Consider the following 22972-nt stretch of genomic DNA (forward strand, 5'->3'; position numbering starts at 1 on the left):
TCTTTGCTGAGTTTTACATCTTTGCGAACCTTAAAATATTTTCAATATTGATATAAAAAATCTTTGCGAACTTTGCGTTTGAAAACATTAATCACCAAACTCCTCAAAAGGAATTTTCAACTGAACCGAAACTTGCTTTTTTTCTTCTGTATTGAGATTAGAAAGCGATAATCCAAGCAAACGAATGGCTTTGTCAAAAGGCCTCAATTCCCAAAGTTGTTTAGCGGTTTTGTAGAATTTCTCCCAATTTTCAAAATACAGTTCCTGAGTTTTGCTTCTCGTGTAAAGCGAAAAATCCTTGTATTTGATTTTCAGAGTCAATGTTTTTCCTTTGATTTCTTTTTTACTTAAACGATCTTCCAATTCCTGACTGAGTGATTTTAGTTTTTCATCAATCTCATCATCTTCATTGATGTCGTCCCAAAAGGTTCTTTCAACGGCTACACTTTTCTGAATTCGGTTGGGTTTTACTTCACCGTTATGAATTCCTCGAACGACATTGTAATAATATCTTCCTGATTTCCCAAAAAGACCTTCGAGTTGTTGAAGTGTTTTAGCTTTCAAATCAGCGCCTTTGAATATGTGAAGTTCGTGCATTTTATTAGCCGTTACTTTCCCAACACCATAGAATTTTTCAATTGGGAGTTGGTCTAAGAATTCATCAATCTTAGTTGGATGAATGGTTTTTTGTCCGTTGGGTTTATTGATGTCAGAAGCGACTTTCGCTAGAAATTTATTGACAGAAATTCCGGCAGAAGCGGTTAATCCAGTTTCCTCAAAAATTCGTTTTCGGATTTCTTTGGCGATATCATTAGCGGACTCGATTCCTTTTTTATTTTCGGTGACATCCAAATAAGCTTCGTCCAAAGAAAGCGGTTCTACCAGATCCGTATAATCGTGAAAGATGTTTCGGATTTTGCTTGAGATTTCTTTGTATCTAGCAAATCTTGGAGGAACAAAAATAAGATGCGGACATTTTTCCTTAGCTGTTTTACTCGGCATTGCAGAACGCACTCCGAATTTCCTCGCTTCGTAACTTGCTGCTGCAACCACGCCACGATGTCCGCCGCCAACAGCAATAGGTTTCCCACGCAAACCCGGATTGTCGAGTTGCTCCACGGAAGCATAAAAGGCATCCATATCTACGTGGATTATCTTGCGTTGCGATTGCATCTCACAAATTTAGGCAAAAAAAATCCCGAAATTTTCGGGATTGTCATATTGTTACTTTGTAAGCTTGTCGATTGTCGATTGGATCTCCGGATCGTCTGGAGAAATTGCATAGTATTTTGCAATGCCAGATTTTTGGTCAACCACAATATATCTCGGAATCCAGTTGAGGTCGACGTAATTATTGAAATCGTTTTTCCAGCCTGTTGAAAACCAGTAATTTTCTTTGTCTGTCATCTCGTGTTTTACGAGACTTTTATCAAAACCTTCTTTTGAGCGTTCCAGCGAAAGGAAAACAAAATCAATATTCGGGTTGTTGGCTTCTAATTCTTTGGCTTTTGGAAATGCTTTTAAACAATCTCTGCACCAGCCAGCCCAGAAATCAAGAACCACAACTTTGCCTTTGTGCTTTTGCAAAATATCTTTGATGGAAGTTTCTTTTCCATTTTCATCCTGTACTTTTTGAGCGAGTGCTTCTTTGGAAAATTTGGTTTTCAGAACCTTTGGAACTTCCTGAGAAAATCCTAATTGGAAAACAAATAATAAGATGTAAACTAATATCCTCTTCATTTTTTTAATTTTTGAAGAACGAAGTTAATCATTAATATATTAACAGAAATAAAAAAGACAACTTAAAAAAGCTGTCTTGGTCATTTATATTTTGAATGGTATTAATAATTCTTTACCAATCCTTTTACAATCTTAATTACATTCGGCATTGCTTTGTTGGCTGCTTCCAAAACTTCCTCGTGTGAAACGGCAAACGAAATTTCTGGTCCGCCTAAATCTGTAATAATGGAAAGACAGAAACAATCCATCCCCTGATGTTTTGCAACAATCACTTCTGGAACTGTACTCATCCCGACAGCATCTCCACCAATGGTTCTTACCATTCCGTATTCTGCAGGCGTTTCAAACGTTGGTCCTGTTAAGGCTACATAAACACCTTCTTTTAGGTCGATATTTTCCTGAGTAGCAATATCTTTAGCAATAGAAATCATTTTACGATTATAAGGTTCACTCATATCTACGAAACGAGGTCCTAGTTCATCTATATTTCTTCCTCTTAGCGGATGTTCAGGCATCATATTGATATGGTCTGTCAGAATCATTAAATCAGCTACTTTGAAGTTTGGATTCACGCCACCGGCTGCATTAGAAAGAATCAGATTCTTAATGCCTAACAAATGGAAAACTCGGAAGGGGAAAGTAACGGTTTCGATAGAATGACCTTCGTAATAATGAAAACGTCCGCTCATCATCAGAACTTTCTTACCTTCTAGAATTCCGTAGATCAATTTTCCACCGTGACCAACAACCGTAGTCTGAGGGAAATTCGGAATGTCTTTATAATCGAGAGTGTGAATGGCTTCTACTTCGTATTGGAGTTTTCCAAGACCAGAACCTAAAACAATGGCGAAATCTGGTGTTTCCCCAATAATATTCTTGATGAACTCGGCTGTTTCTTTAAATTTTTCTAACATAATTCTGAATGATTTTGTTGAAATCTTCTCTCTTGTCAATCTCTACATTGATAGGCCAATAATAGATTTTATCTCTCAGATAATCGAATGTTTTAAGACGAACATAATCTTTTTCTGTGGTTAGAATTACTTTGTATTCGCCGAGTTTTTTATATTCTGCAGAGATTTTCTTGATGTCATCATCTGTGAAATTATGATGATCTTTGTATTGTAAATGTTTGACCTTTTTATTGTATTTAGAAATCTCTTTTAACAATTGAGAAGGATTTGCAATTCCTGTAATTACTAAAACATCATAGTAATCCAAGTTTTTAACAGGCATCTGTTTATCAAGACCAAGAATGTTTTCATCATACGCAATGGACGAGAAAAATACTTTCTGATAATGCTGAGGTCTGATTCTGGAAATATAATATTGTTTTTTCTCTTCAGTCAAATCATCAGGACATTTGGTCACCATAATGATATTAGCGCGACTCATTCCGTTTCTGCTTTCTCGCAAGTCACCTGCTGGAAGGATATAATCTTTGAAATAAGGATCATTATAATCTGTTAATAGAAGATTCATTCCCGGTTTGATGGCACGATGCTGATAGCTGTCGTCCAAAACCAAAACATCCAAATCCATATCTTCTATAATCTTCTTTGCACCAAAAACTCGGTCTTCACACACACCGATTACAAATCGGTTACGGAAGCGTTCGAATAATTGCATTGGTTCATCACCAACAAATTTATAGTTGCTGTCGTAGTTTACAATGCCGTATCCTTTTGTAATTCTTCCATATCCGCGAGAAAGTACACCTGTTCTGAATGAGCGCGAAAGATAATCTGCCAGATACATTACCATCGGCGATTTTCCGCTGCCTCCAACAGATAGGTTTCCGACACCAATGATTGGTGTTCTGAATTTCGAAGAAGAAAAAATTCCCCAATCATACATTCGGTTTCTAATAGAAGTTCCCAAATGATAACCCAAGGAAAAAGGGTAGAGATACCATCTTTTCATATGTTGCAAAAATAGGGAAATTACTTCAGATTTTAATTCGAGTTTTAAATTGAAATACAAAAATCAAAATTAGCTATCTTTGTACTCTTATATAGAATAGTTATGATATTATCTATGACAGGTTTTGGGAGAGCCGAAACTGTTTTTGAAGGCAAAAAAATCACTATTGACATCAAGTCTTTAAATAGCAAGAATTTTGACCTCAATGTTAAAATTCCATTGAGATATAAAGAGAAGGAATTTGATATTAGAAAATTACTGAATGATAAAATCCTGAGAGGAAAGGTAGATTGTTACATCAATTGCGAAAGCCTTGAAGAGAACAACGATGTCAAAATCAACCAAGATGTTGTCAAAAATTATATGAATCAACTAAGAGAAGTGGGTTCAGACGCTCCAGAATTTGAGTTGTTGAAAATGGCTGTGAGAATGCCAGATGTTTTATCAACAAAAAGTTCTGAATTGGAAGAAGACGAGTGGAAAGCGCTTTTGGACGTTGTTCAAGAATCTGTTGCAAGATTTATAGAATTCCGTCAAACAGAAGGTAATCAACTGGCTGAAGAAATTGAGAAAATCGTTAAAAATATTGATAATAATCTTTCTCAAGTTGCGCAATATGAGGAAGAAAGAATCCAGCCAATCAAAGACCGTTATCTTTCCGCTCTTAAGAATTTTGAAAATGTAGATGAAACAAGATATTATCAAGAGATGGTCTATTTTGTTGAAAAACTAGACATTTCTGAAGAAAAAGTTCGTTTGTCTCAACACATCAAATATTATCTTGAAGTGATGAAAAACGAAGATTTTAATGGGAAAAAATTGGGTTTTATTGCTCAGGAAATGGGAAGAGAAATCAATACTTTGGGTTCAAAAGCTAATCATTCTGAGATTCAGAAATTGGTGGTTGAGATGAAGGATGATTTAGAAAAAATTAAAGAGCAAACTTTGAATGTTCTTTAAAATTGAAAAAGAAGATTTTCCTTTTAATATTAGTTTTGGTAATTTCCAGATTCTTTTTGGGAATTTATAAAAACGATGAATTTGGAGGAAATCATTTATTCATCAAACATCGTCCGACTTGGCATTGGTATTTTTATTCACCAGTTGGATTGTCTGATAAAACCAATCAAGATTTGTCAGAAGAAGAACAATTAGAACAACAATATTGGGACGAGTTTATTAAAAGTAAGATTGAATTAGAATAAAGCTTCGAAGAAGCGAAATGTTGGTAGAAACAATATTGACCAATAAACAAAAAGCTCCGAAGGAGCGACATATTGGTAGAAAAGAATTTAACATAGAATTTTAAAAATCAAATTTTGAAAGAAAAAGTTATCATATTCTCCGCACCATCCGGAAGTGGAAAAACAACATTAGTAAAACACGGATTGTCCGTAATTCCTCAACTCAGTTTTTCAATTTCTGCTACCACGAGAGAGCCAAGAGGTGATGAAGAACATGCAAAAGATTATTATTTCTTGACGCCGGAAGAATTCAGAACCAAAATATCGGAAGACGGTTTTGTGGAGTTCGAGGAAGTTTATACCGACAAATATTATGGAACTTTAAAATCCGAAGTCGAAAGAATTTGGCAGGAAGGAAAAGTCGTTATTTTCGATGTTGATGTAAAAGGCGGAATCCGACTGAAAGAGATTTTCGGAGACAAAGCGTTGTCGATTTTCGTAATGCCTCCAAGCATTGCCGAATTGGAACAGAGATTGATAAAAAGAAATACAGACTGCGCAGAAACCATCAAAACCAGAGTGGAAAAAGCAGGCGAAGAAATGACTTATCAAAAACACTTCGATAAAATTATTGTGAATACAGATTTGGACACTGCAAAAGCGGAAGTCGAGAAAATAATCAATAACTTTATCAACGAATAAAAATCTGAAAAACACGTAATGGAAAATACATTAGACGTTGCAATCAACAATATGCCTGTAAAAGGTTTTCTTGACCTCAAGGAATTTGCAATTCCAACAGGTGATGACCTTGTGAAAGCAATTCTTGACCTTAAAAAAGAAAAAAATGCGGTGATTCTGGCGCATTATTATCAGCCTGGTCCGATTCAGGATATCGCGGATTTTCTTGGAGATTCTTTGCAATTGGCGAGACAAGCGAAAGAAACTGATGCTGATATGATTGCTTTTTGTGGCGTTCACTTTATGGCAGAGGCTGCGAAAATCCTTAATCCAACCAAAAAAGTTGTTCTTCCCGATACTTTGGCTGGCTGTTCATTGGCTGACGGTTGTTCGGCGGAAGGTCTTAACAAAATGCGAGAGCAACATCCGAATGCTTTGGTAGCGACTTATATCAATTGTAATGCAGAAACCAAAGCGGCTTCTGATATTATCGTAACAAGTTCCAATGCGGAACAAATCATTGAGGCTTTACCAAAAGACCGACCAATTATTTTCGCTCCGGATAAAAATTTAGGAAGATATTTGAGTAAAAAAACGGGTCGAGATATGATTCTTTGGGACGGAAGTTGCATCGTGCACGAAGCTTTTTCTATGGAACGTATTGCGCAACAATTGGCTGACCATCCTAATGCAAAACTAATCGCTCATCCAGAAAGCGAATCTCCGGTTTTGGAATTGGCACATTTCATTGGCTCAACTTCTGCGCTCTTGAATTATGTTGAGCAGGACGATTGTCAGGAGTTTATCATCGCAACAGAAGAAGGTATTCTTCACGAGATGAAAAAAAGAGCACCGCACAAATCGCTCATTCCGGCTTTGGTTTTTGATGAGAGCTGCAACTGTTCAGAGTGTTTCTTTATGAAGAGAAATACGTTGGAAAAACTCTATTTGTGTATGAAGTACGAACTTCCGGAAATTGTAATGGATGAAGATGTTCGCCTCAAAGCACTCAAGCCTATCGAGGCAATGCTGGAACTTTCCAAAAGTATAAAATAAAATATTTGTTAAACCTTATCTTTTTGATGAGGTTTTTTTCTAACAATTTTATATATTTACTTAAATAAATAACCTCATGAAATCAAAAATTATTCTGGAAAATATTCAAATCCATGCTAATCATGGGGTTTTGTTGGAGGAAGCTTTGATTGGAAACAATTATATTGTTAATGCAGAATTACACGCAGATTTAGAAAAAGCTTCTGAATCGGATAATCTGAATGATACTATTAATTATGCCGAGATTAACGATATTATTCATCAGCAAATGGCCATACGTTCCGAGCTTCTGGAACATGTGATTGGAAGAATCATTAATAAAATCGAAAAAGCTTTTCCTCAAATAACTTTTATAAAAATCAGACTAACTAAAACAGTTCCTCCAATGCGAGGCGAAATGAGTGGTGTAAGTCTGGAGTTTGAAAAAGAAATTAAATAATTTGAAAAGGCTTTGATAGCCTCAGCCTGACACTTCTTAAGACATTATCATTGTTTTAAAATTGTCACTCTTAGGTTCTTGAAGAGTTTATAATAAAAACGATAATGAAGTCTTAAAATTTGGTATTAAGTTTGATTCGAAGCACTCAAGTACAAAATTTTATGAAGAATTATATTGCAGTAGGAATTGCTGCTTTGGGTTTTATTATTGCTGCAGCTCTGCTTGGAAGTGCTGTGAAAAACAGAAACAAATCAGAAAATACAGTTTCTGTAACAGGACTAGGTTCCAAAACCTTTACTTCCGATTTAATTTCCTGGTCGGGAAGTTTTTCTAAAAATAGTTTTGAGTTGAAAGCTGCTTATGATGCTTTGGCGGTTGACAGACAAGTTATTTCTCAGTACCTGAAATCTAAAGGTGTGAAGGAAAACGAAATGGTTTTCTCAGCGGTAGATATTCAAAAACAATTCAGGAATTATACAGATTCTAATGGGAATTATCAGCAAGGAGAATTCGCAGGTTATAACTTAACTCAGAATGTTTCCATCAAATCAAAAGAAGTCGCAAAGATTGAAAATATCTCCAGAAATATCACAGAAATTATCAATCGCGGCATCGAATTTACTTCTTCATCACCTCAATATTTCTACACAAAATTGTCTGATGTAAAACAAGAAATGATTGCTAATGCAACCAAAGACGCAAAAGAACGTGCGGAAAAAATTGCTGATAATGCAGGGAGTAGTCTTGGGAATCTAAAAAAAGCTACAATGGGAGTGATTCAAATCACGGCTCCTAATTCAAACGAAGATTACTCTTACGGCGGAACTTACAACACAACTTCCAAAGAAAAAGAAGCGAGTATTACCATAAAGCTCGAATACGAAGTGGATTAACAATAAAGGAGCAAATATCTGCTCCTTTATTGTTTTGTCTTACTGTCAAAAACTAATGTTACTGGTCCATCATTAATTAATGAAACTTTCATATCGGCTCCGAAGATTCCACTTTCGGTTTTCAAATCAGATTTTTTTAATTCTTCTTTAAAATATTCAAATAATGGAATGGCTTTGTCTGGTCTTGCAGCTTTGATATAAGAAGGACGATTGCCTTTTTTGTAATCAGAAATCAACGTGAATTGACTGATACAAAGGATCTCTCCATTGATATCCTTTACAGAATGATTCATTTTGCCTTCGTCGTCAGAAAAAACTCTTACATCAAGAATTTTCTTGACAAGCCAATCTGCATCTGTGTTTTCATCGCTTTCATCAACACCAATCAAAAGCATCAATCCTTGCTTGATTTCTCCGACAATTTTGTTGTCGACTTCTACACTCGCTTCAGAAACGCGTTGGATTACTACTCTCATTAATTGTAAATTGATAAAATATTAGAATTGGAATCGAAACTATAAGCATAAGTTTTTGGTGATACATTAGCGACGGCAGTTGGTTGTCCTGTTATAAGTATCCATTCTGCATTGTCCTTTGGGCAATATACAGATGTACCGTTTTTAACTTCCAATGTTGTGTCTGTGTCTGGGCAGATATGGGGAGCGTTTCGGTCATAAATTTTGAAACCGTTGGTAACTCTCACAACAATTAATCCGCGTGTTCCAGAGCCAATCTGGTCTTCATAAATCCATCCGCCAACGTTTTGTAATTTGTAATATGTGCCTAAATTCAAATTGAGCTGAGCGGATATAGTGGCATTTGGAAAACAACTCACCGTTTCGTTTCTTTCACTGCAAGAACTGCTGAGAGTTAATAAGCTGAAAGACAGTAGAAATGTAGAAGTGGATATGATTTTTTTAATTTTCATTTCAAAATAAATTATATATTTGTAAACTCAATTCGAGACAAAATAGTATCCGGCAAAGGTCGGATTATTTTTTTATATCAACGACAAATTTTATTGTTATGAACTATGTAACCAAAGAGGGTTTGGACAAAATGAAGTCCGAACTGGAGCAACTAGAGACTATTGAAAGACCAAAAGTAACACAGCAGATTGCAGAAGCTAGAGATAAAGGTGACTTGTCCGAAAATGCAGAATATGATGCGGCAAAAGAAGCACAAGGAATGTTGGAAATGAGAATTTCTAAACTGAAAGATGTTATCTCTACGTCAAAAATCATTGATGTTGCTCAGTTGGATCTTAGCAAGGTGTCTATTCTTACAACGGTGAGGTTGAAAAATAATGCAACAAAAGGAGAGCAAAAGTTTACTCTGGTTCCTGATAATGAAAGCGATATCAAAACTGGGAAAATTTCTATTAATACGCCTATTGCTAAAGGTTTGCTAGGTAAAGTGGTTGGTGAGACTGCTGATATTGTCCTTCCAAATGGGAATAAACTTTCTTTTGAAGTTTTAGAAATTTCTTTGTAAAAAAAGATTGTATTGGTTTGATAATTGCTAAAAACTGAAAACGAATTAATTTTAATATTATGAGCAGTATTTTTTCTAAAATCATCAATGGGGAAATAGATAGTTATAAAATTGCTGAAGATGAGAAGCATATTGCTTTTTTGGACGCAATGCCTCTGGTAAAAGGACATACTTTGGTTGTGCCAAAAAAAGAGATAGATCTTATTTTTGATTTGGATTCCGAAGATTATAAAGATCTTTGGGCTTTTACACAAGATATTGCTAAGCAGATAAAAAAAGCTGTTCCTTGCAAAAGGGTTGGTGTTGCGGTCGTCGGTTTAGAAGTTCCACATGCGCATATCCATCTTGTTCCGCTTAATAATATTGATGATCTTAATTTTAAAAACGTTAGGCTAATTTTCACACCAGAAGAATACAAAGAAATTCAAAAATCGATAATCAATGCATAAAAGAAGTTTCTGACTTCTTTTTTTTAATTAATAGAATTCAAATTATAATATGAATCCAAATCAATGCTCATTTTGTGGAAGAAAAAAGAATGAAGTTCAAATTCTGATTTCTGGTCAAAATGGCTTTATATGTGAAAACTGTATAGAACAAGCTCATGCGATTGTGAAAGACAGTGCAACTACTACTCCCGAAAATGCAATGGCGTCTTCTCTTGAAGAATTAAAAAAACCAAGGGAAATAAAGGCTTTTCTCGATGAGTATGTCATTGGGCAAGATCAAGCAAAAAAACAATTGTCCATCGCGGTTTATAATCATTACAAAAGATTACTCCATGCCAAAAATGAAAATCGTGAAGTAGAGATAGAAAAGTCCAATATCATCATGATTGGTGAAACCGGAACAGGGAAAACTTTGTTGGCAAAAACAATTGCAAAACAGTTGAACGTTCCTTTTTGTATTGTAGATGCTACAATTCTTACAGAGGCAGGTTATGTTGGGGAAGATGTAGAAAGTATTCTTTCCAGATTACTGATGGTTGCAGATTATGATGTTGAAAAAGCAGAAAGAGGAATAGTTTTTATAGATGAAATTGATAAAATTGCAAGAAAGTCTGATAATCCAAGTATTACAAGAGATGTTTCTGGTGAGGGTGTTCAGCAAGGGCTTTTGAAGCTTTTGGAAGGAAGTATTGTAAATGTTCCGCCTCAAGGTGGTCGTAAGCATCCAGATCAAAAATATATCCAAGTCAACACTCAGAATATTCTTTTCATTGCTGGTGGTGCTTTTGATGGGATGACAGAGATTATCGAGAGAAGATTGAACAAGCAAGCAATTGGTTTCTCTAAAGATAAATTAGAAAAAACGGATGATGAAGATTATATCCTAAGCCAAATCAATGCGATCGATTTGAAAAGTTTTGGTTTGATACCTGAGCTTTTGGGAAGATTTCCGATCATTACTTATCTAGAAAAACTTACAAAAGATGTGCTGGTGAGGATTATGAAAGAACCAAAGAACTCTATTGTGAATCAGTTTACAGAGCTTTTCAAAATGGATGATGTGAAATTAGAATTTACAGATAAAGCCATAGAGGAAATTGTAGAAGATACGATGAATAAAGGTCTTGGTGCAAGAGGGCTAAGAGGTACAACCGAAAAAATATTGGAAGATTATATGTTTAATATTGACAATGAGACCAATGTGAAAATTGAAAGTATATTAAAAGATTTTTAATTTTTTGACAGTCATCTTATTGATTGTCAAAAATTTAATATCTTTGTGCGATAAACACACAAAAAACAACACGATGATTAAAAAAGTATTTATTTTTAAATTACTATTATTCTGCTTTGCAGGATATTCCCAAGCTATACTAACCTATGTTGGTAGTTCTGCACGGGTTACTGTTCAGAGTAATACTTTGGTTTACAATGGTGGCGGATTCCAAACTGCAGGAAATGCCGTTGTCAACAATGCTGGGAATGTAATGATCAATGGTACTTCAGCAGATGGGTTGATTATTGCTACAAATTCTACTTTCAAAATGGTAGCTTCTACATCAGCTCCTGCTACTGATTATGGTCAACTGTATATTGCCGGAATTCCTCAGACTTCTATTTCAGGAAAAGTTAGTAAAGAGTATAGATCTTCATATCTGAATGGTAATACGTCGGATAATACTGGACGACAGCAGATTGGATTGCCATTCTACAATTTTACTATTCCAGAACTTGTAAATGTTTTTGGTAATGGAAATCTTAATGTAACCAATACTGCAAATAATTCTTCGGGACGTTTTAACGTCGCTTCTGCTTTTTGGTGGAACAATGCAAGAGCTCGATTTGATCAGATTGCTTATAGTGGAACAGCTTATGATGCAGCAGGTAACCCTAATGCAAATTTTATTAGACCAACGACTTATTACATTTTACCCAGAAGGACTGCAGCAAGTATAAATGCGTTTTGGGTTCCAAATGGAGAGACAAAAACATTTGTAGGAACGCCTGTTTCTGATCAACTTACGACTAATGTTCAGGTTTCTTTATCAGGAGGATATACAGGAAGTTTTGGAGTTAATGGTAATGGATCTAATTATTTTGGTGAGAAATATTATAGCTACCTAGACGATCCTTTCAGAAGTAAATCAAGTGGTTGGGCAACGGATTATGCTCGTAACCTATATCAAATATCAAATCCTTTTTTAACTAATTTGGATTTGAAATATATTGCACAAGATGAATCATCAGGTAACCTAAGAAATGATGGTAACTATATTTCTAATCTGGTAGGTATTGCTTACTATACGTCTGGTAATGTTGCGTGGGCTATCAAGACGGGGTCTAGTTATTCCACTGCATCTATAGTAAATGTGTCAGGTGGAGTTCTTCAAGCTGGTGATGTAAATGCTGCTGTAATTAGACCATTTGGTGCGTTTATAGTAAAATTAAGTTCTAATGATGCTCAAACTATAAACTTCAATGGTACGCGTAGGTTCCAATATTCATCAGGAGGTGCTACTACCCGAAATGGTGTGACGGCTGCAAGATCTTCTTATGAAGGAGATGATGGTGATACAGAAAGTATTGATGATATCCCAGCAGATAAAATTGTTAAACAGGTCGCAGTTGTAATGTATGATCAAGAAGGAGATGAGTTAGATAGAACATACTACGCTGTTTCCCCTTCAGCTATTACGGGTAAAAATGAGTTAGCAAATCTTCAAGCCTACAGTGCTGAAAAAAAGATATATACTAGAGAAGAGCAGGTAGATGGTGGATTAGATATTAATTATGGAGATAATTTATATATCAATGAGGCTAATGAAATAGATTTCAAATCAAAACAAATTCCTCTTTATATAGATTATTCGGATGAGCCATATCAATTGAAATTCGAAGTTTATGAGAAAGGAGATAGAGTGGAAGATGGGTTGTCTAATGGGAATAGTTTTTATTTTAAAAATCCTCAAGGTCAATTTATTAAAATTGTAGATGGAGCAAGTATTTCAATGAATGGTAGCCATGCAAATTTAGGATTATACTATGGAGAGCCAGTTGGAAGTGGGACTTTAGGAGTAGATAACTTCAGTAACTCTCAAACTATTATAGCAAAGAAAGACGCAAACTGGGTTGTTAGATTTGCGAAAAATTGGAAAAGTGCCACTGTTGAAGTTTACTCCGCAGCAGGACAGCTTCTTCATTCTAAATCGCAAATTTCAACTGGTTCTGATTATTCTATCCCTTTAGGCTCTCAAATAAAAAGTACTTTTCTTGTAAAAGCTACTTCGGAAAAAGGAGAAGTTATTATCAGAAAAATTATTAATTATTAGAACACACAAAACCTACACATGATGACTAAAATACCAAAAAAAACTTACACTTTCTTATTAGTGTTAATAAGTGTATTGAGTTTTGCTCAATCTGTTCCATCTCCGCCAGAGACACCAGAATCTGGAGATATTGGAGCTTATCCAGCATCTCCGATAGACGCATATACTTTTGTTCTTTTTTTTATAGCAATTATCATGATTGTTTATTTTGCTCTAAAATCAAGAAAAAGTATTATAGAATAAATTATATTTTTTTAATATTTTAAAAACTCACTTTTTAGTGGGTTTTTTTTATTTTTACTCTATGAAAAAATTATTATTAGCGAGTTCTTTTATACTGTCTACTTATTCATTTGCACAATTTAATGTAAAAGTAGATATCCCAACATATCTAGTAGATTCCGAAGTTTATTTATACGGTTTCAATGGTTCTAAAGAAATATTATATTCTAAAGCAAAAATCTCCAACAATGTAGCTCTATTCAAGCTTGATAAACAATATGTTGGTATGATGAGAGCTTTTTTTAAAAAGTCCAATTCATCAGTTAATATGGTTTCTGAGAACAAGGATGTAAATTTGAAAATTGAACTTGATTCAAAAAATAAAATATCAAATGTTGTTTTTCAAGATCCGGTCAATCAACTCTTTAGTAGCGAGGTTGAATTTCAGAAAAAGCAAGAACTGATTCTCCCAGCTCTCATTCAAATAAAAGATTACTATAGGCCATCAGAAAGTTTTTATAAATCTTTGGAAACAGAAATTAATGCACTTTCCAATAAAGATCAAACTGCCTATGAAAATCATCCCTTTCTAGAATATTTTAATAAAAACCAAAAATATTCTAACCAAGAAAAAATTGCTGAGCTAAAAGCTGAAGATTTTATCAATTTTTATTCAAAATCTGGAGAATATCTGGAAACTTCTTCAATCCTGAAGCCTTCTTTGATTAATTTTCTGAATGTTTCAAAAACTAATGTCGAAGGCAATGTTGATAAGCTTCTTGAAGCAGTTAATCTAGAAACACCTAGAGGGCAAACAATTTTGTCAGAATTGATTGAGATTTTCAATACTTATGGGATGGATAAATTGAAAGATAAATATCTTACAGAGGCCAATAATTTGAAATGTACAATCAATGACAGATTAGCATCTACTATAAAGGCGAATAAGAATACCGAAATAGGTGCAAAAATGCCGAACATCAATTTTGTAAACGCAATCCATACAAAAGCTAAATCGCTTTATGATATCAAAGCGTCAAAAAAAATCGTTGTTTTCTGGTCATCAACTTGTTCACACTGCGAGGCGGAATTGCCTAAGCTTTTAGAAAAATATGATAACTTGAAATCTCAGAACATCGAGATAGTAGGTTTTTCTTTGGATAATAGCTTAGAAGACTTTAAAGCTAAAGCAAATCTGTATCCTTGGATTAATGATTCTGAAGGAAAAGGTTGGTATAGTTCTTACGGAGATATTTATAATATTGTTGCGACTCCTACTTACTTTATCTTAGGTTCTGATAATAAGATTATTAGCAAACCAAATCATGTTGCAGATGTTTTAGATTATTTAAAAGTTAATTAAAAGTTTGTGGGATTGCAAATTATCCTTATATTTGCACCACAAAAATGGCGAGGTAGCTCAGTTGGTTAGAGCGCAGGATTCATAACCCTGAGGTCACGGGTTCAATTCCCGTCTTCGCTACTACAAACTCTTTTCTTCTTTATAAGAAAAGAGTTTTTTGTTTTAGGGATGTGTTTTAATTATTGCTTCTTTACGAAGCAATCAATCAAAAAAAATGTTTTTAGTAAAGATTTGATTATTAGATTAATTAAAAATAAATTAAATTATTTCTTTAAAAACATTTGGTGGTTATATTTGGATGTTGTACTTTTACACGGCTTTTGAGACAATCACTCAGGAGCAATAAATTTTTTTTCATCATTTGTGTTTTTAGAATCGTACCTAGTACGATTCTTTTTTGTTTCGTATATCAACAAAAGATTAATGAAATAGGAGTAAGTGATTTTTCCATCTTGTTGATTTGATTTCAAGAATAGGTCATTAGTCATGCCAAAGAAATCACTTATAACCCCTTCATTCTTCTCGTAGAAATCTAACTCATACTTTCTATCTCGTTGCATCTTTTCAGAATATTGAGAAATTGATTTTAGAACAAAATCTTTATTATTAATATTCTTTGACAAAGCTCTCAATAGGCTTTTTAAAACATAAAGTTGACCACTGTATTGTAGATCTATATTGTTGGAATTTTTAGCGCACAAATAGGCGATAAAGCTAGCTTCTTGCTCTTTGGCATAACCTAACTGATGCGACATCTCGTGAGCTAGTGTAAAAGGGATGTTTGTGGAAGGTAGATGTGGGTTGAATTGTGATTCTGCTGTGAAAGGATTATAATAACCTAAGATTCCTGTGTAATTCATAAATCCATCATAGAGACTAGATTTTACGGATAGAATTTCGAGTGTTTTTTTTTCATTGAGGTAACCTGGTAAGTGCTTTTGTTGAGAAAGTATTTCGTATTCTAAATTTTGAATATTATTAATTCTAAAGACCCCATTTTTATCTTCAGAAACTTTCTCTCTTGTGTGTTTGCAAAGTTCAAGATATTTGATTGTTAAATTTTTCAAATCACTATTATTAATCTTGACTTCTTTATTTGAAAGCTTTTTGATAATCAATGGTTGGAAATAAAGCATTCCCCAAAAGCATTGATAGATAAAATAAGTGACGTTGATTAAAATTAAGACTCGTTTTAAGGTTAGACTATTTTTTTTCCGTATCAAATTGATTATTGAAACAATTAAAAAAAGTAAAACGATTGTATAAATTACGTCTCCAACTGAAAATCCAAGCCCGGAAAATAATTGAACGTGAAACTTCTTTTTCCATTCAAATAGATTTGAAAAGAAGTTGATGACAAAATCAATTTTCGATAGGATATAAAACAATAAAAATTGGGCAACCAGAATGATTGCCCAATTTTTATTTTTGATAAAGATATTTTTTTTAGTGTCCACCTCCTGAGATTTTTTCTTTGTCAAGACTAATACCTTGTTTTCTTAAAATTTGAGTAACTCTTATAGCATAAAATGCAAGATAAGCAAAACAAATAACTCCTACAATATAGCTTGCGTGGATAGAAGTAAGGTCTGCGATGTAGCCTTGTAGCCAGCTGATAATACCTCCTCCCATAATCATCATTACCAAGAAACTACTTCCTTGGTTGGTATGTTTTCCTAAGCCACTAACTGCTAAGGCAAAAATACAAGGCCATAGTGTACTGCAAAACAATCCAACACTTGTAAAAGCGTAAACAGATACCATGCCTTCGCTAAGCATTCCAATCAACAAAGCTAATATGGCTGTCAAAGAAAATATAAGTAGCATTTTTGCTGGGTTTCCTTTGCTTAGGACATCAGCTACAATCATTACAAGAATTAATATTGGATAGATGTAAAAAGGTCTTAGATCGTGTTGCGCAATGGCGTTCACCAATAAGAAAACTCCGAAAGCTAAATAAGGAGCTAAAAATCTTAATATTTTTTTTATTCCACCTGAGATGTCAAATGCATCAACAGCGCCTGTCCATCTACCAATCATCATACTTGCCCAATATAAAGAAACGTAAGGTGCGATGTCTTTTGTGGCAAAACCAAGAGATTTTTCCATATATGCAGGTAGATTACTAGCTGTAGAAACCTCTACACCTACATATACAAATATTGCTAGCATTCCCAAAACCAGCTGAGGGTATTTGAGAGCAGATGTTCTATGTTCGCCTGGCGTTGCATCATCGGTGTCTTCTTTTACGATAGAAGTTACTTGGGGCAACTTCGAAAATTTGATTAGTAAAGCAACTAGCACAAGTGCAATTGCTAAAATAATATAAGGTGTTTTTACACTTTCTATATTAGCTTCCACTCCCGCTGTAGATGCGGCACCAAAAATTGCAAAAGATACAATCAGAGGACCTACAGTTGTTCCAAAATTATTGATTCCCCCAGCTAATGTTAATCTTTGAGCACCAGTTTGTTTTGGTCCTAAAGCTATAGCTAAAGGATTAGCAACAATTTGAAGTAAAGAAAATCCTAATCCAATAACAAAAAGTCCAGTAATCATCAAAAGAAATGATTTGTTGTTAGCAGCGGGAATAAAAAGTAGTGCTCCAATTGCAGAGATTAATAAACCATAGATAAGTCCATTTTTGTATCCTATTTTGTTGATAAGATCTTGTCTCAATCTTTTAGAAACAATCATATAAATGATTGAGCCAACTGTATAAGCAATATAAAATGCTACAGAAACCAATTGGCTTTGACTTTGAGTTAGGTGGAAGGATTCTTTGAAAACTGGAATCAAGATATCATTACTTGCAGCAACAAAGCCCCAGAAGAAGAAAACTGTAACAAGTGGAATAAACTGTGCCCAATTGGTTTTTTGTGTCTCCATTATTTAATTTTATTGTTAATGTTAGGTTAATATTTAAAAACAAATGTAAGTAAAAAGTCTTATTTGGATAATAATTATTTTAATTCCTCAATCAGGGATAATTGGATTTCTTCAAATGCTTTTTCCTTCAGTTCTTTCTGTGTAGCATCTGGCGTTAAAATATCATTGAAGAAAACTTTAACAACTCCAGGATATCCTTTTTTATTATCAAATGGGAACATTTCTTTCAAACCTCGGAATGTAAATACTGCAATCGGAAATTGATGTTTGGTTGCTAATATAAAAGCGCCATCTTTGAATTGATCAAGAATTATGTTTGTGTCATCTGGAACACCACCTTCAGGGAAAATAACAACACTTTGTCCTTGTTGCATTCTTTCAGCGCATCGTCTGTAAACATCGGCGCGACTTCTCGCACTTTTTCTGTCAACCATTACGCAAACTCTTTTATAAACTGTCCCAAAAATCGGGATCTTTTCAATCTCTTTTTTTCCGACATAGCAAAGTGGATGATTGGGGAAAAGAATGCAAGGCAACATCACATCCATAATAGAAGTGTGGTTGGAGATGATAACGTAAGGTTGGTTTTTATCAATTTTTTTAGTGGTTTTGAGAATTTTTTTATATCGGAAACCCATTCCATAAAACATTCCCATTGCCCAAAGGCGGATAAAGAAGTAACAATATTTATAATGTTCTTTTCGAAAGGATAAAATATAAACAGGAAGAAAGAAAATTAATGTAAGAACAATTCCTAAAATCACCATCCAAAATCGCCAAAGATAAACGAGAAAAACCTTCATTAATATTCTATTTAGTTCAAAAATAAGTTTTTATCCGTTAAAAATCACTTTTTTCTTTACAGAATAATTAAGGAGAGAAACAATCACGATAGAAGTTATTTTACTCATCATCTCCTGAGAAAGAACATAGAAGCCTAAATCAACCGCATTTCTGAAAACAAAATGATAAAGAATCTGAAACAAGAACAAACTGATAAAAGTTGAAACGACAGAGACTGAAATAAAATAGGCGAATTCTTTCCTCTTAGAATGTTTCCCTCTTTCGAACACAAACCAGATGCTCAAAAAATAATTTGTGATAATTCCGCAACTTGTAGAGAGAATATTACTAAACGGATATTTAATTCCTGAGAGATTATACTCCCAAGAAAAGATTTTTGGAAGATAAATACTCAGTGTTTTAAAACTGCCGATTTCTACAATTGCACTTAGTCCACCAGCGATGATGAAGAGCAATACTTGTTTATGACGAAGAATTAGTTGTTTCATTTCGTTTGCAAATTTATACGATTTGTTAAATGTTTTAAAATAATAGTTAAATAATTTTTTAGTGTCAAAAATATTTTTACTTTTATTAAGCGTTAAGGATTTCACGATTCAATTGAAAAATTAATTATTATAGTGTTAATAAATTGTGAAAGTCTTAATATTGATTAAAGGTGATATCAAGTCCTGACTAAAATTGTTTGGTCGGGAAATTTTTTCATCAGTAGTTTAGACACCACACTCACAAAATAATTATTACAAAAAATGAAAAATTCTAGCAGACCTTACAGAAAATTTCTGCCTCAACAAAAAAAGATTGAGGAGTTAGAAAAAAGCAGCTCCAGATTCAAAAGAATCTACTCAGAGTATGAAACAATGTCCGATGAACTTTGGGATTTGGAAAGCAGCGAATCTACAGAAAGCATTCCCGACGATTTCATCAATGCTATCAAATTACAGACTTCTTACTTGGAAGATGAGATTCAAGATTGGCTAATAGAAGATAAACAATCATAAAATCTCATCCATTCTCCCCGAAAAAATATTATTTTAGCATTCTAAATAATATATTATATGATTGCCATTGTTGACGGCGGTTCTACCAAATGCGATTGGGTTATTCTGGAAAACGACGGTACAGAAGTTCTGAAAACCGAAACCGTTGGATTCAATCCGAATATCATAAAACCAGAACTGATTACAATTGAAATAGAAAAAAATCAAGCACTTACCAAGTTCAAAGACTATCTGGAAAACATCTTTTTCTACGGCTCGGGTTGCGGAACTCCCGAAAACAAACTAATTGTAGAAAGAGAGATTCAAAAAGTTTTCAACACAGCACAGATTCGAGTAAAAGAAGACCTTTTGGCTGCTGCTTATGCTGCTTACAGAGGCGTTCCGGCTATTGTCTGTATTCTCGGAACAGGTTCCAATGCTTGCTATTTCGATGGCGAAAATGTCAAAACAGAATTGCCCTCTTTAGGGTTTTTGATTGGCGACGAAGGAAGTGGAAGTGCATTGGGGAAGCAGCTGGTTCGTCATTATTTTATGAAGAAATTACCGCCCGATTTGCATCAGCAATTTACTGAGATTTATCAGCTGAATATAGATGATTTGCTCAAAAATATGTATCACAATCCAAGAGCAAATGCATATATGGCAGATTTCACAAGGTTCATTGTGGACAGGAAAACACATCCATATTTTCAGAATTTTATTTACAAAGAACTCAAGAATTTCCTTGAGTTTCAGGTAATGCCATACGAAGAATGCCGAGAAAGTGAAATCAATTTTATTGGTTCAATTGCCTATTTTTTTGAGGATTCTTTAAGAGCGGCAGCATCAGATTTTCACTTCAAAATCGGGACAGTTGTTCAGCGTCCTATAGAAAGTCTGGTGAATTATCATCGTGACTATATCATTCCAAAGCTTTAACTTTGCAGAAATATTTGGGCGTATCCCTTTGTTTTTGCTTATAAAACTAAGTCATTAAAAGAACTTTTCAGCAAGCAAAAACAAGCGGGTCGGTCTTTGGGCAGTCGCTCTCCGCCTTTGGCGAGGAGCTCCAACAATGCCCTGCGCCCTTACGCAATAAAGAATAAAAACCCGTGAGTCTTTATATATAAGGAGTCACAAAAAAAGTAAATTCAACAATGTCAAAAAATTCAAGAGACCAAAACGCTTTTGATAAAGCCGCTTTAGATTACCACCGTCAGGAACCGAAAGGTAAAATCGAAGTTATTCCTTCCAAACCTCATTCTTCACAAAGAGATTTGTCTTTGGCCTATTCACCAGGTGTTGCTGTGCCTTGTATGGCAATCCACGATGATCCGCAAAGTGTGTACGAATACACTTCAAAAGGAAATTTAGTAGCTGTAATTTCTAATGGAACAGCGGTTTTAGGATTAGGAGATATCGGTCCAGAAGCTTCAAAACCGGTGATGGAAGGGAAAGGTTTACTTTTCAAAATTTTCGCAGGAATCAATGTTTTTGATATTGAAATCAACGAAAAAGACCCGGACAAATTTATCGAAACGGTAAAAGCAATTGCGCCAACTTTCGGAGGAATCAATCTGGAAGATATCAAAGCTCCGGAAGCTTTCTACATCGAACAAAGATTGAAAGAGGAATTGGATATTCCTTTGATGCACGATGACCAGCACGGAACAGCGATTATCTCTGCAGCAGCTTTGATTAATTGTATGGAAATTACAGGAAAGAAAATCGATGAAGTGAAAATGGTCATCAATGGCGCAGGAGCAGCAGCAATTGCTTGTGCAAAACTATACATTTCGCTTGGTCTTAATCCTAAAAATATCTTGATGTGTGACAGCAAAGGTGTCATCAATCATAAAAGAGAAAATCTAACGCCTGAAAAATTAGACTTCATTGCTCAAACAGATATTGAGACGTTGGAAGATGCTATGAAAGGTTCTGATGTTTTCGTTGGTTTGTCAAAAGGAAATGTGGTGTCGCCGGAGATGTTGCTTTCCATGGCTAGTAATCCAATTGTTTTTGCGTTGGCAAATCCAGACCCGGAAATCAGTTATGATTTAGCACTCGCTACAAGAGAAGACGTGATAATGGCAACCGGAAGAAGTGATTATCCTAATCAGGTGAATAACGTTCTTGGTTTTCCATACATCTTTAGAGGAGCATTGGATGTTCAAGCAAGAGGAATTAATGAGGCGATGAAGTTGGCAGCGGTTCACGCTTTGGCAGAAATTGCAAAAGAGCCTGTTCCGGAAATGGTAAAGTTGGCTTACAATGTTAGAGATATCAGCTTTGGAAAAGACTATTTCATTCCGAAACCTTTTGATAATAGATTGATTACAAAAGTTTCTATCGCGGTTGCAAAAGCTGCTATGGAAAGTGGGATTGCTGGAAAAGCGATTGCGGATTTTGAAGAATACGAGAACCAGCTTCTTGACAGAATGGGAAGAGATGAAAAACTCGTGAGAATGATGCAAAACCGTGCAAAAGCAAACCCGAAAAGAGTAACGCTTGGAAATGGTGAAGAATATAACATTCTGAAAGCAGCGCAGATTCTACAAGAAGAAGGTATTGCTTATCCTAGTTTATTAGGAAGTAAGGAGTTGATTCAACAAAAAATGGATGAATACGGAATTACTCTTGATATTCCAATCATCGATCCAAATGATATTGAACAAAAAGAAACTCGAAAAAAATATAGAAAAACCCTTTGGGAAAAACGCAACAGAAAAGGTATTAATGAGTACAAAGCAAAACGTTATGTAAGACAACGTGATTATTTTGGGCCACTAATGTTAAAGCACGGCGATACAGATGCTTTGATTGTTGGTTTCTCAAAAAGTTATGCATCTATTCTAAAACCAGTTTTAGAAATCATTGATAAAAAGCCGGGTGTTAACAAAGTAGCGGCAATGATGATGATTTTGACAGAAAAGAAACCACTGTTCTTTGCAGATACCTCTATTAATAAAAATCCTTCAGCAGAAGATTTGGTAGAAATTGCAAGAATGGCAGAATATACAGTTAAATCATTTGCTATAGAACCAAGAGTTGCAATGTTAGGATTTGAAAATTTCTCGGCAAAAGCTGATACTTCCAAAAAAGTGGCTGCTGCCGTGAAAATCCTTCACGAGAAATATCCGAAAATGATTGTGGATGGGGAGATTCAGCCGGATTTTGCGCTTAATGCAGATCATTTGGCAGATTATCCTTTCTCAAAGTTAGGAACCAATCCAGCAAATGTTTTGGTTTTTCCAAATCTTGAAAGTGCAAACCTTTCTTACAAAATCATCAGAGGAATGAAAGCGGCTCAAACTATCGGGCCAATTTTGATGGGGTTAGATCACCCAGTTCATGTTTTACAAATGAGGTCTAGTGTAGATGAAATTGTAAATCTTGCAACAATTGCTGTGTTAGATGCACAGACAAAAGAGGAAAAATAGATTTTTATTTAAAAATATTCAGCAAAAGCCATTTTAAGAGATTAAGATGGCTTTTGTTTTTAACTTAATTTAATATCTTCGCAAAA

The 22972-nt window shown here is 34.6% G+C and carries 25 protein-coding genes and 1 tRNA gene; 16 read left to right on the forward strand and 10 right to left on the reverse strand.

Annotation, left to right across the window (positions count from 1 at the left end; genetic code table 11):
• Nucleotides 1-87: 87 nt before the first annotated feature.
• The 4 genes from dinB to lpxK all read right to left on the reverse strand — a co-directional run bounded on the left by dinB (nucleotide 88) and on the right by lpxK (nucleotide 3663).
• A complete protein-coding gene (gene dinB / locus RTY06_RS12775; protein WP_312825373.1) occupies nucleotides 88-1173 on the reverse strand; it encodes a DNA polymerase IV in 1086 nt (361 codons plus the stop codon).
• A gap of 51 nt (nucleotides 1174-1224) precedes the next feature.
• Nucleotides 1225-1740, reverse strand: a complete 516-nt coding sequence (locus tag RTY06_RS12780; RefSeq protein ID WP_312825374.1) for a thioredoxin-like domain-containing protein — start codon at nucleotides 1738-1740, stop codon at nucleotides 1225-1227.
• A 101-nt stretch (nucleotides 1741-1841) separates the two neighbouring features.
• Nucleotides 1842-2654 carry a purine-nucleoside phosphorylase gene (locus tag RTY06_RS12785; RefSeq protein WP_312825375.1) on the reverse strand — a complete coding sequence of 271 codons (813 nt, stop codon included), beginning with the start codon at nucleotides 2652-2654 and terminating at the stop codon, nucleotides 1842-1844.
• Nucleotides 2638-3663, reverse strand: coding sequence for a tetraacyldisaccharide 4'-kinase (gene lpxK / locus RTY06_RS12790; protein WP_312825376.1), 1026 nt, complete (start codon nucleotides 3661-3663; stop codon nucleotides 2638-2640). The genes RTY06_RS12785 and lpxK overlap by 17 nt, the downstream gene beginning before the upstream one ends.
• A 102-nt stretch (nucleotides 3664-3765) precedes the next feature.
• On the opposite strand from lpxK, the gene RTY06_RS12795 reads away from it, so the two are divergent.
• The 6 genes from RTY06_RS12795 (at nucleotide 3766) to RTY06_RS12820 (ending at nucleotide 7916) form a co-directional block, all read left to right on the forward strand.
• Complete coding sequence (locus RTY06_RS12795) at nucleotides 3766-4623, forward strand: YicC/YloC family endoribonuclease (RefSeq protein WP_312825378.1); 858 nt, start codon at nucleotides 3766-3768, stop codon at nucleotides 4621-4623.
• 2 nt (nucleotides 4624-4625) lie between these two features.
• The gene (locus tag RTY06_RS12800) at nucleotides 4626-4868 is read left to right on the forward strand and encodes a hypothetical protein (RefSeq protein WP_312825379.1); all 243 of its coding nucleotides are present in this window, start codon (nucleotides 4626-4628) and stop codon (nucleotides 4866-4868) included.
• 114 nt (nucleotides 4869-4982) lie between these two features.
• Nucleotides 4983-5549: a guanylate kinase gene (gmk, locus tag RTY06_RS12805; protein ID WP_312825381.1), complete on the forward strand. Its 567-nt coding sequence runs from the start codon at nucleotides 4983-4985 to the stop codon at nucleotides 5547-5549.
• An 18-nt stretch (nucleotides 5550-5567) separates the two neighbouring features.
• The gene (gene nadA / locus RTY06_RS12810; RefSeq protein ID WP_312825382.1) at nucleotides 5568-6584 is read left to right on the forward strand and encodes a quinolinate synthase NadA; all 1017 of its coding nucleotides are present in this window, start codon (nucleotides 5568-5570) and stop codon (nucleotides 6582-6584) included.
• A 76-nt stretch (nucleotides 6585-6660) separates the two neighbouring features.
• Nucleotides 6661-7023, forward strand: coding sequence for a dihydroneopterin aldolase (gene folB / locus RTY06_RS12815; RefSeq protein ID WP_312825383.1), 363 nt, complete (start codon nucleotides 6661-6663; stop codon nucleotides 7021-7023).
• 161 nt (nucleotides 7024-7184) lie between these two features.
• A complete protein-coding gene (locus RTY06_RS12820; protein ID WP_312825384.1) occupies nucleotides 7185-7916 on the forward strand; it encodes an SIMPL domain-containing protein in 732 nt (243 codons plus the stop codon).
• 26 nt (nucleotides 7917-7942) lie between these two features.
• On the opposite strand, the gene dtd is transcribed toward RTY06_RS12820, so the two are convergent.
• Both dtd and RTY06_RS12830 read right to left on the reverse strand, forming a co-directional pair.
• Nucleotides 7943-8392, reverse strand: a complete 450-nt coding sequence (dtd, locus tag RTY06_RS12825) for a D-aminoacyl-tRNA deacylase (protein ID WP_312825385.1) — start codon at nucleotides 8390-8392, stop codon at nucleotides 7943-7945.
• A complete protein-coding gene (locus RTY06_RS12830; RefSeq protein WP_116036234.1) occupies nucleotides 8392-8844 on the reverse strand; it encodes a hypothetical protein in 453 nt (150 codons plus the stop codon). Before RTY06_RS12830 ends, dtd begins: the two co-directional genes overlap by 1 nt.
• 98 nt (nucleotides 8845-8942) lie before the next feature.
• Between RTY06_RS12830 and greA the strand changes: the two genes are divergently transcribed.
• The 7 genes from greA (at nucleotide 8943) to RTY06_RS12865 (ending at nucleotide 14893) form a co-directional block, all read left to right on the forward strand.
• Nucleotides 8943-9410 (forward strand): transcription elongation factor GreA, encoded by a 468-nt coding sequence (gene greA, locus RTY06_RS12835; RefSeq protein ID WP_312825388.1) that lies wholly within the window; start codon nucleotides 8943-8945, stop codon nucleotides 9408-9410.
• 59 nt (nucleotides 9411-9469) lie between these two features.
• Nucleotides 9470-9859: an HIT family protein gene (locus RTY06_RS12840; RefSeq protein ID WP_116036237.1), complete on the forward strand. Its 390-nt coding sequence runs from the start codon at nucleotides 9470-9472 to the stop codon at nucleotides 9857-9859.
• Nucleotides 9860-9908: 49 nt separating this feature from the next.
• Complete coding sequence (clpX, locus tag RTY06_RS12845) at nucleotides 9909-11093, forward strand: ATP-dependent Clp protease ATP-binding subunit ClpX (protein ID WP_312825391.1); 1185 nt, start codon at nucleotides 9909-9911, stop codon at nucleotides 11091-11093.
• A 73-nt stretch (nucleotides 11094-11166) separates the two neighbouring features.
• Entirely contained in the window at nucleotides 11167-13188 is a 2022-nt protein-coding gene (locus RTY06_RS12850) for a hypothetical protein (RefSeq protein WP_312825393.1), read from the forward strand.
• Nucleotides 13189-13206: 18 nt separating this feature from the next.
• Nucleotides 13207-13431 carry a hypothetical protein gene (locus RTY06_RS12855; protein ID WP_312825395.1) on the forward strand — a complete coding sequence of 75 codons (225 nt, stop codon included), beginning with the start codon at nucleotides 13207-13209 and terminating at the stop codon, nucleotides 13429-13431.
• A 61-nt stretch (nucleotides 13432-13492) separates the two neighbouring features.
• Complete coding sequence (locus tag RTY06_RS12860; RefSeq protein ID WP_312825397.1) at nucleotides 13493-14773, forward strand: TlpA disulfide reductase family protein; 1281 nt, start codon at nucleotides 13493-13495, stop codon at nucleotides 14771-14773.
• Between the two features lie 46 nt (nucleotides 14774-14819).
• Nucleotides 14820-14893, forward strand: a tRNA-Met gene (locus tag RTY06_RS12865).
• A 209-nt stretch (nucleotides 14894-15102) separates the two neighbouring features.
• On the opposite strand, the gene RTY06_RS12870 is transcribed toward RTY06_RS12865, so the two are convergent.
• The 4 genes from RTY06_RS12870 to RTY06_RS12885 form a co-directional block, all read right to left on the reverse strand.
• Nucleotides 15103-16230, reverse strand: a complete 1128-nt coding sequence (locus tag RTY06_RS12870) for a DUF3810 domain-containing protein (protein ID WP_312825399.1) — start codon at nucleotides 16228-16230, stop codon at nucleotides 15103-15105.
• Nucleotides 16220-17662 carry a sugar MFS transporter gene (locus RTY06_RS12875; RefSeq protein WP_312825401.1) on the reverse strand — a complete coding sequence of 481 codons (1443 nt, stop codon included), beginning with the start codon at nucleotides 17660-17662 and terminating at the stop codon, nucleotides 16220-16222. The genes RTY06_RS12870 and RTY06_RS12875 overlap by 11 nt, the downstream gene beginning before the upstream one ends.
• Nucleotides 17663-17736: 74 nt before the next feature.
• Nucleotides 17737-18465, reverse strand: a complete 729-nt coding sequence (locus RTY06_RS12880) for a lysophospholipid acyltransferase family protein (RefSeq protein ID WP_312825402.1) — start codon at nucleotides 18463-18465, stop codon at nucleotides 17737-17739.
• 30 nt (nucleotides 18466-18495) lie between these two features.
• Complete coding sequence (locus tag RTY06_RS12885) at nucleotides 18496-18954, reverse strand: GtrA family protein (RefSeq protein WP_312825404.1); 459 nt, start codon at nucleotides 18952-18954, stop codon at nucleotides 18496-18498.
• Between the two features lie 261 nt (nucleotides 18955-19215).
• On the opposite strand from RTY06_RS12885, the gene RTY06_RS12890 reads away from it, so the two are divergent.
• The 3 genes from RTY06_RS12890 (at nucleotide 19216) to RTY06_RS12900 (ending at nucleotide 22886) form a co-directional block, all read left to right on the forward strand.
• A complete protein-coding gene (locus RTY06_RS12890; RefSeq protein ID WP_312825405.1) occupies nucleotides 19216-19467 on the forward strand; it encodes a hypothetical protein in 252 nt (83 codons plus the stop codon).
• 57 nt (nucleotides 19468-19524) lie between these two features.
• Nucleotides 19525-20385 (forward strand): BadF/BadG/BcrA/BcrD ATPase family protein, encoded by an 861-nt coding sequence (locus RTY06_RS12895; protein WP_074236459.1) that lies wholly within the window; start codon nucleotides 19525-19527, stop codon nucleotides 20383-20385.
• Nucleotides 20386-20603: 218 nt separating this feature from the next.
• The gene (locus RTY06_RS12900) at nucleotides 20604-22886 is read left to right on the forward strand and encodes an NADP-dependent malic enzyme (RefSeq protein WP_312825406.1); all 2283 of its coding nucleotides are present in this window, start codon (nucleotides 20604-20606) and stop codon (nucleotides 22884-22886) included.
• Nucleotides 22887-22972: the final 86 nt, after the last annotated feature.

Origin of the sequence: Epilithonimonas sp. (assembly GCF_032055105.1) — a bacterium.
Lineage (GTDB): Bacteria > Bacteroidota > Bacteroidia > Flavobacteriales > Weeksellaceae > Epilithonimonas.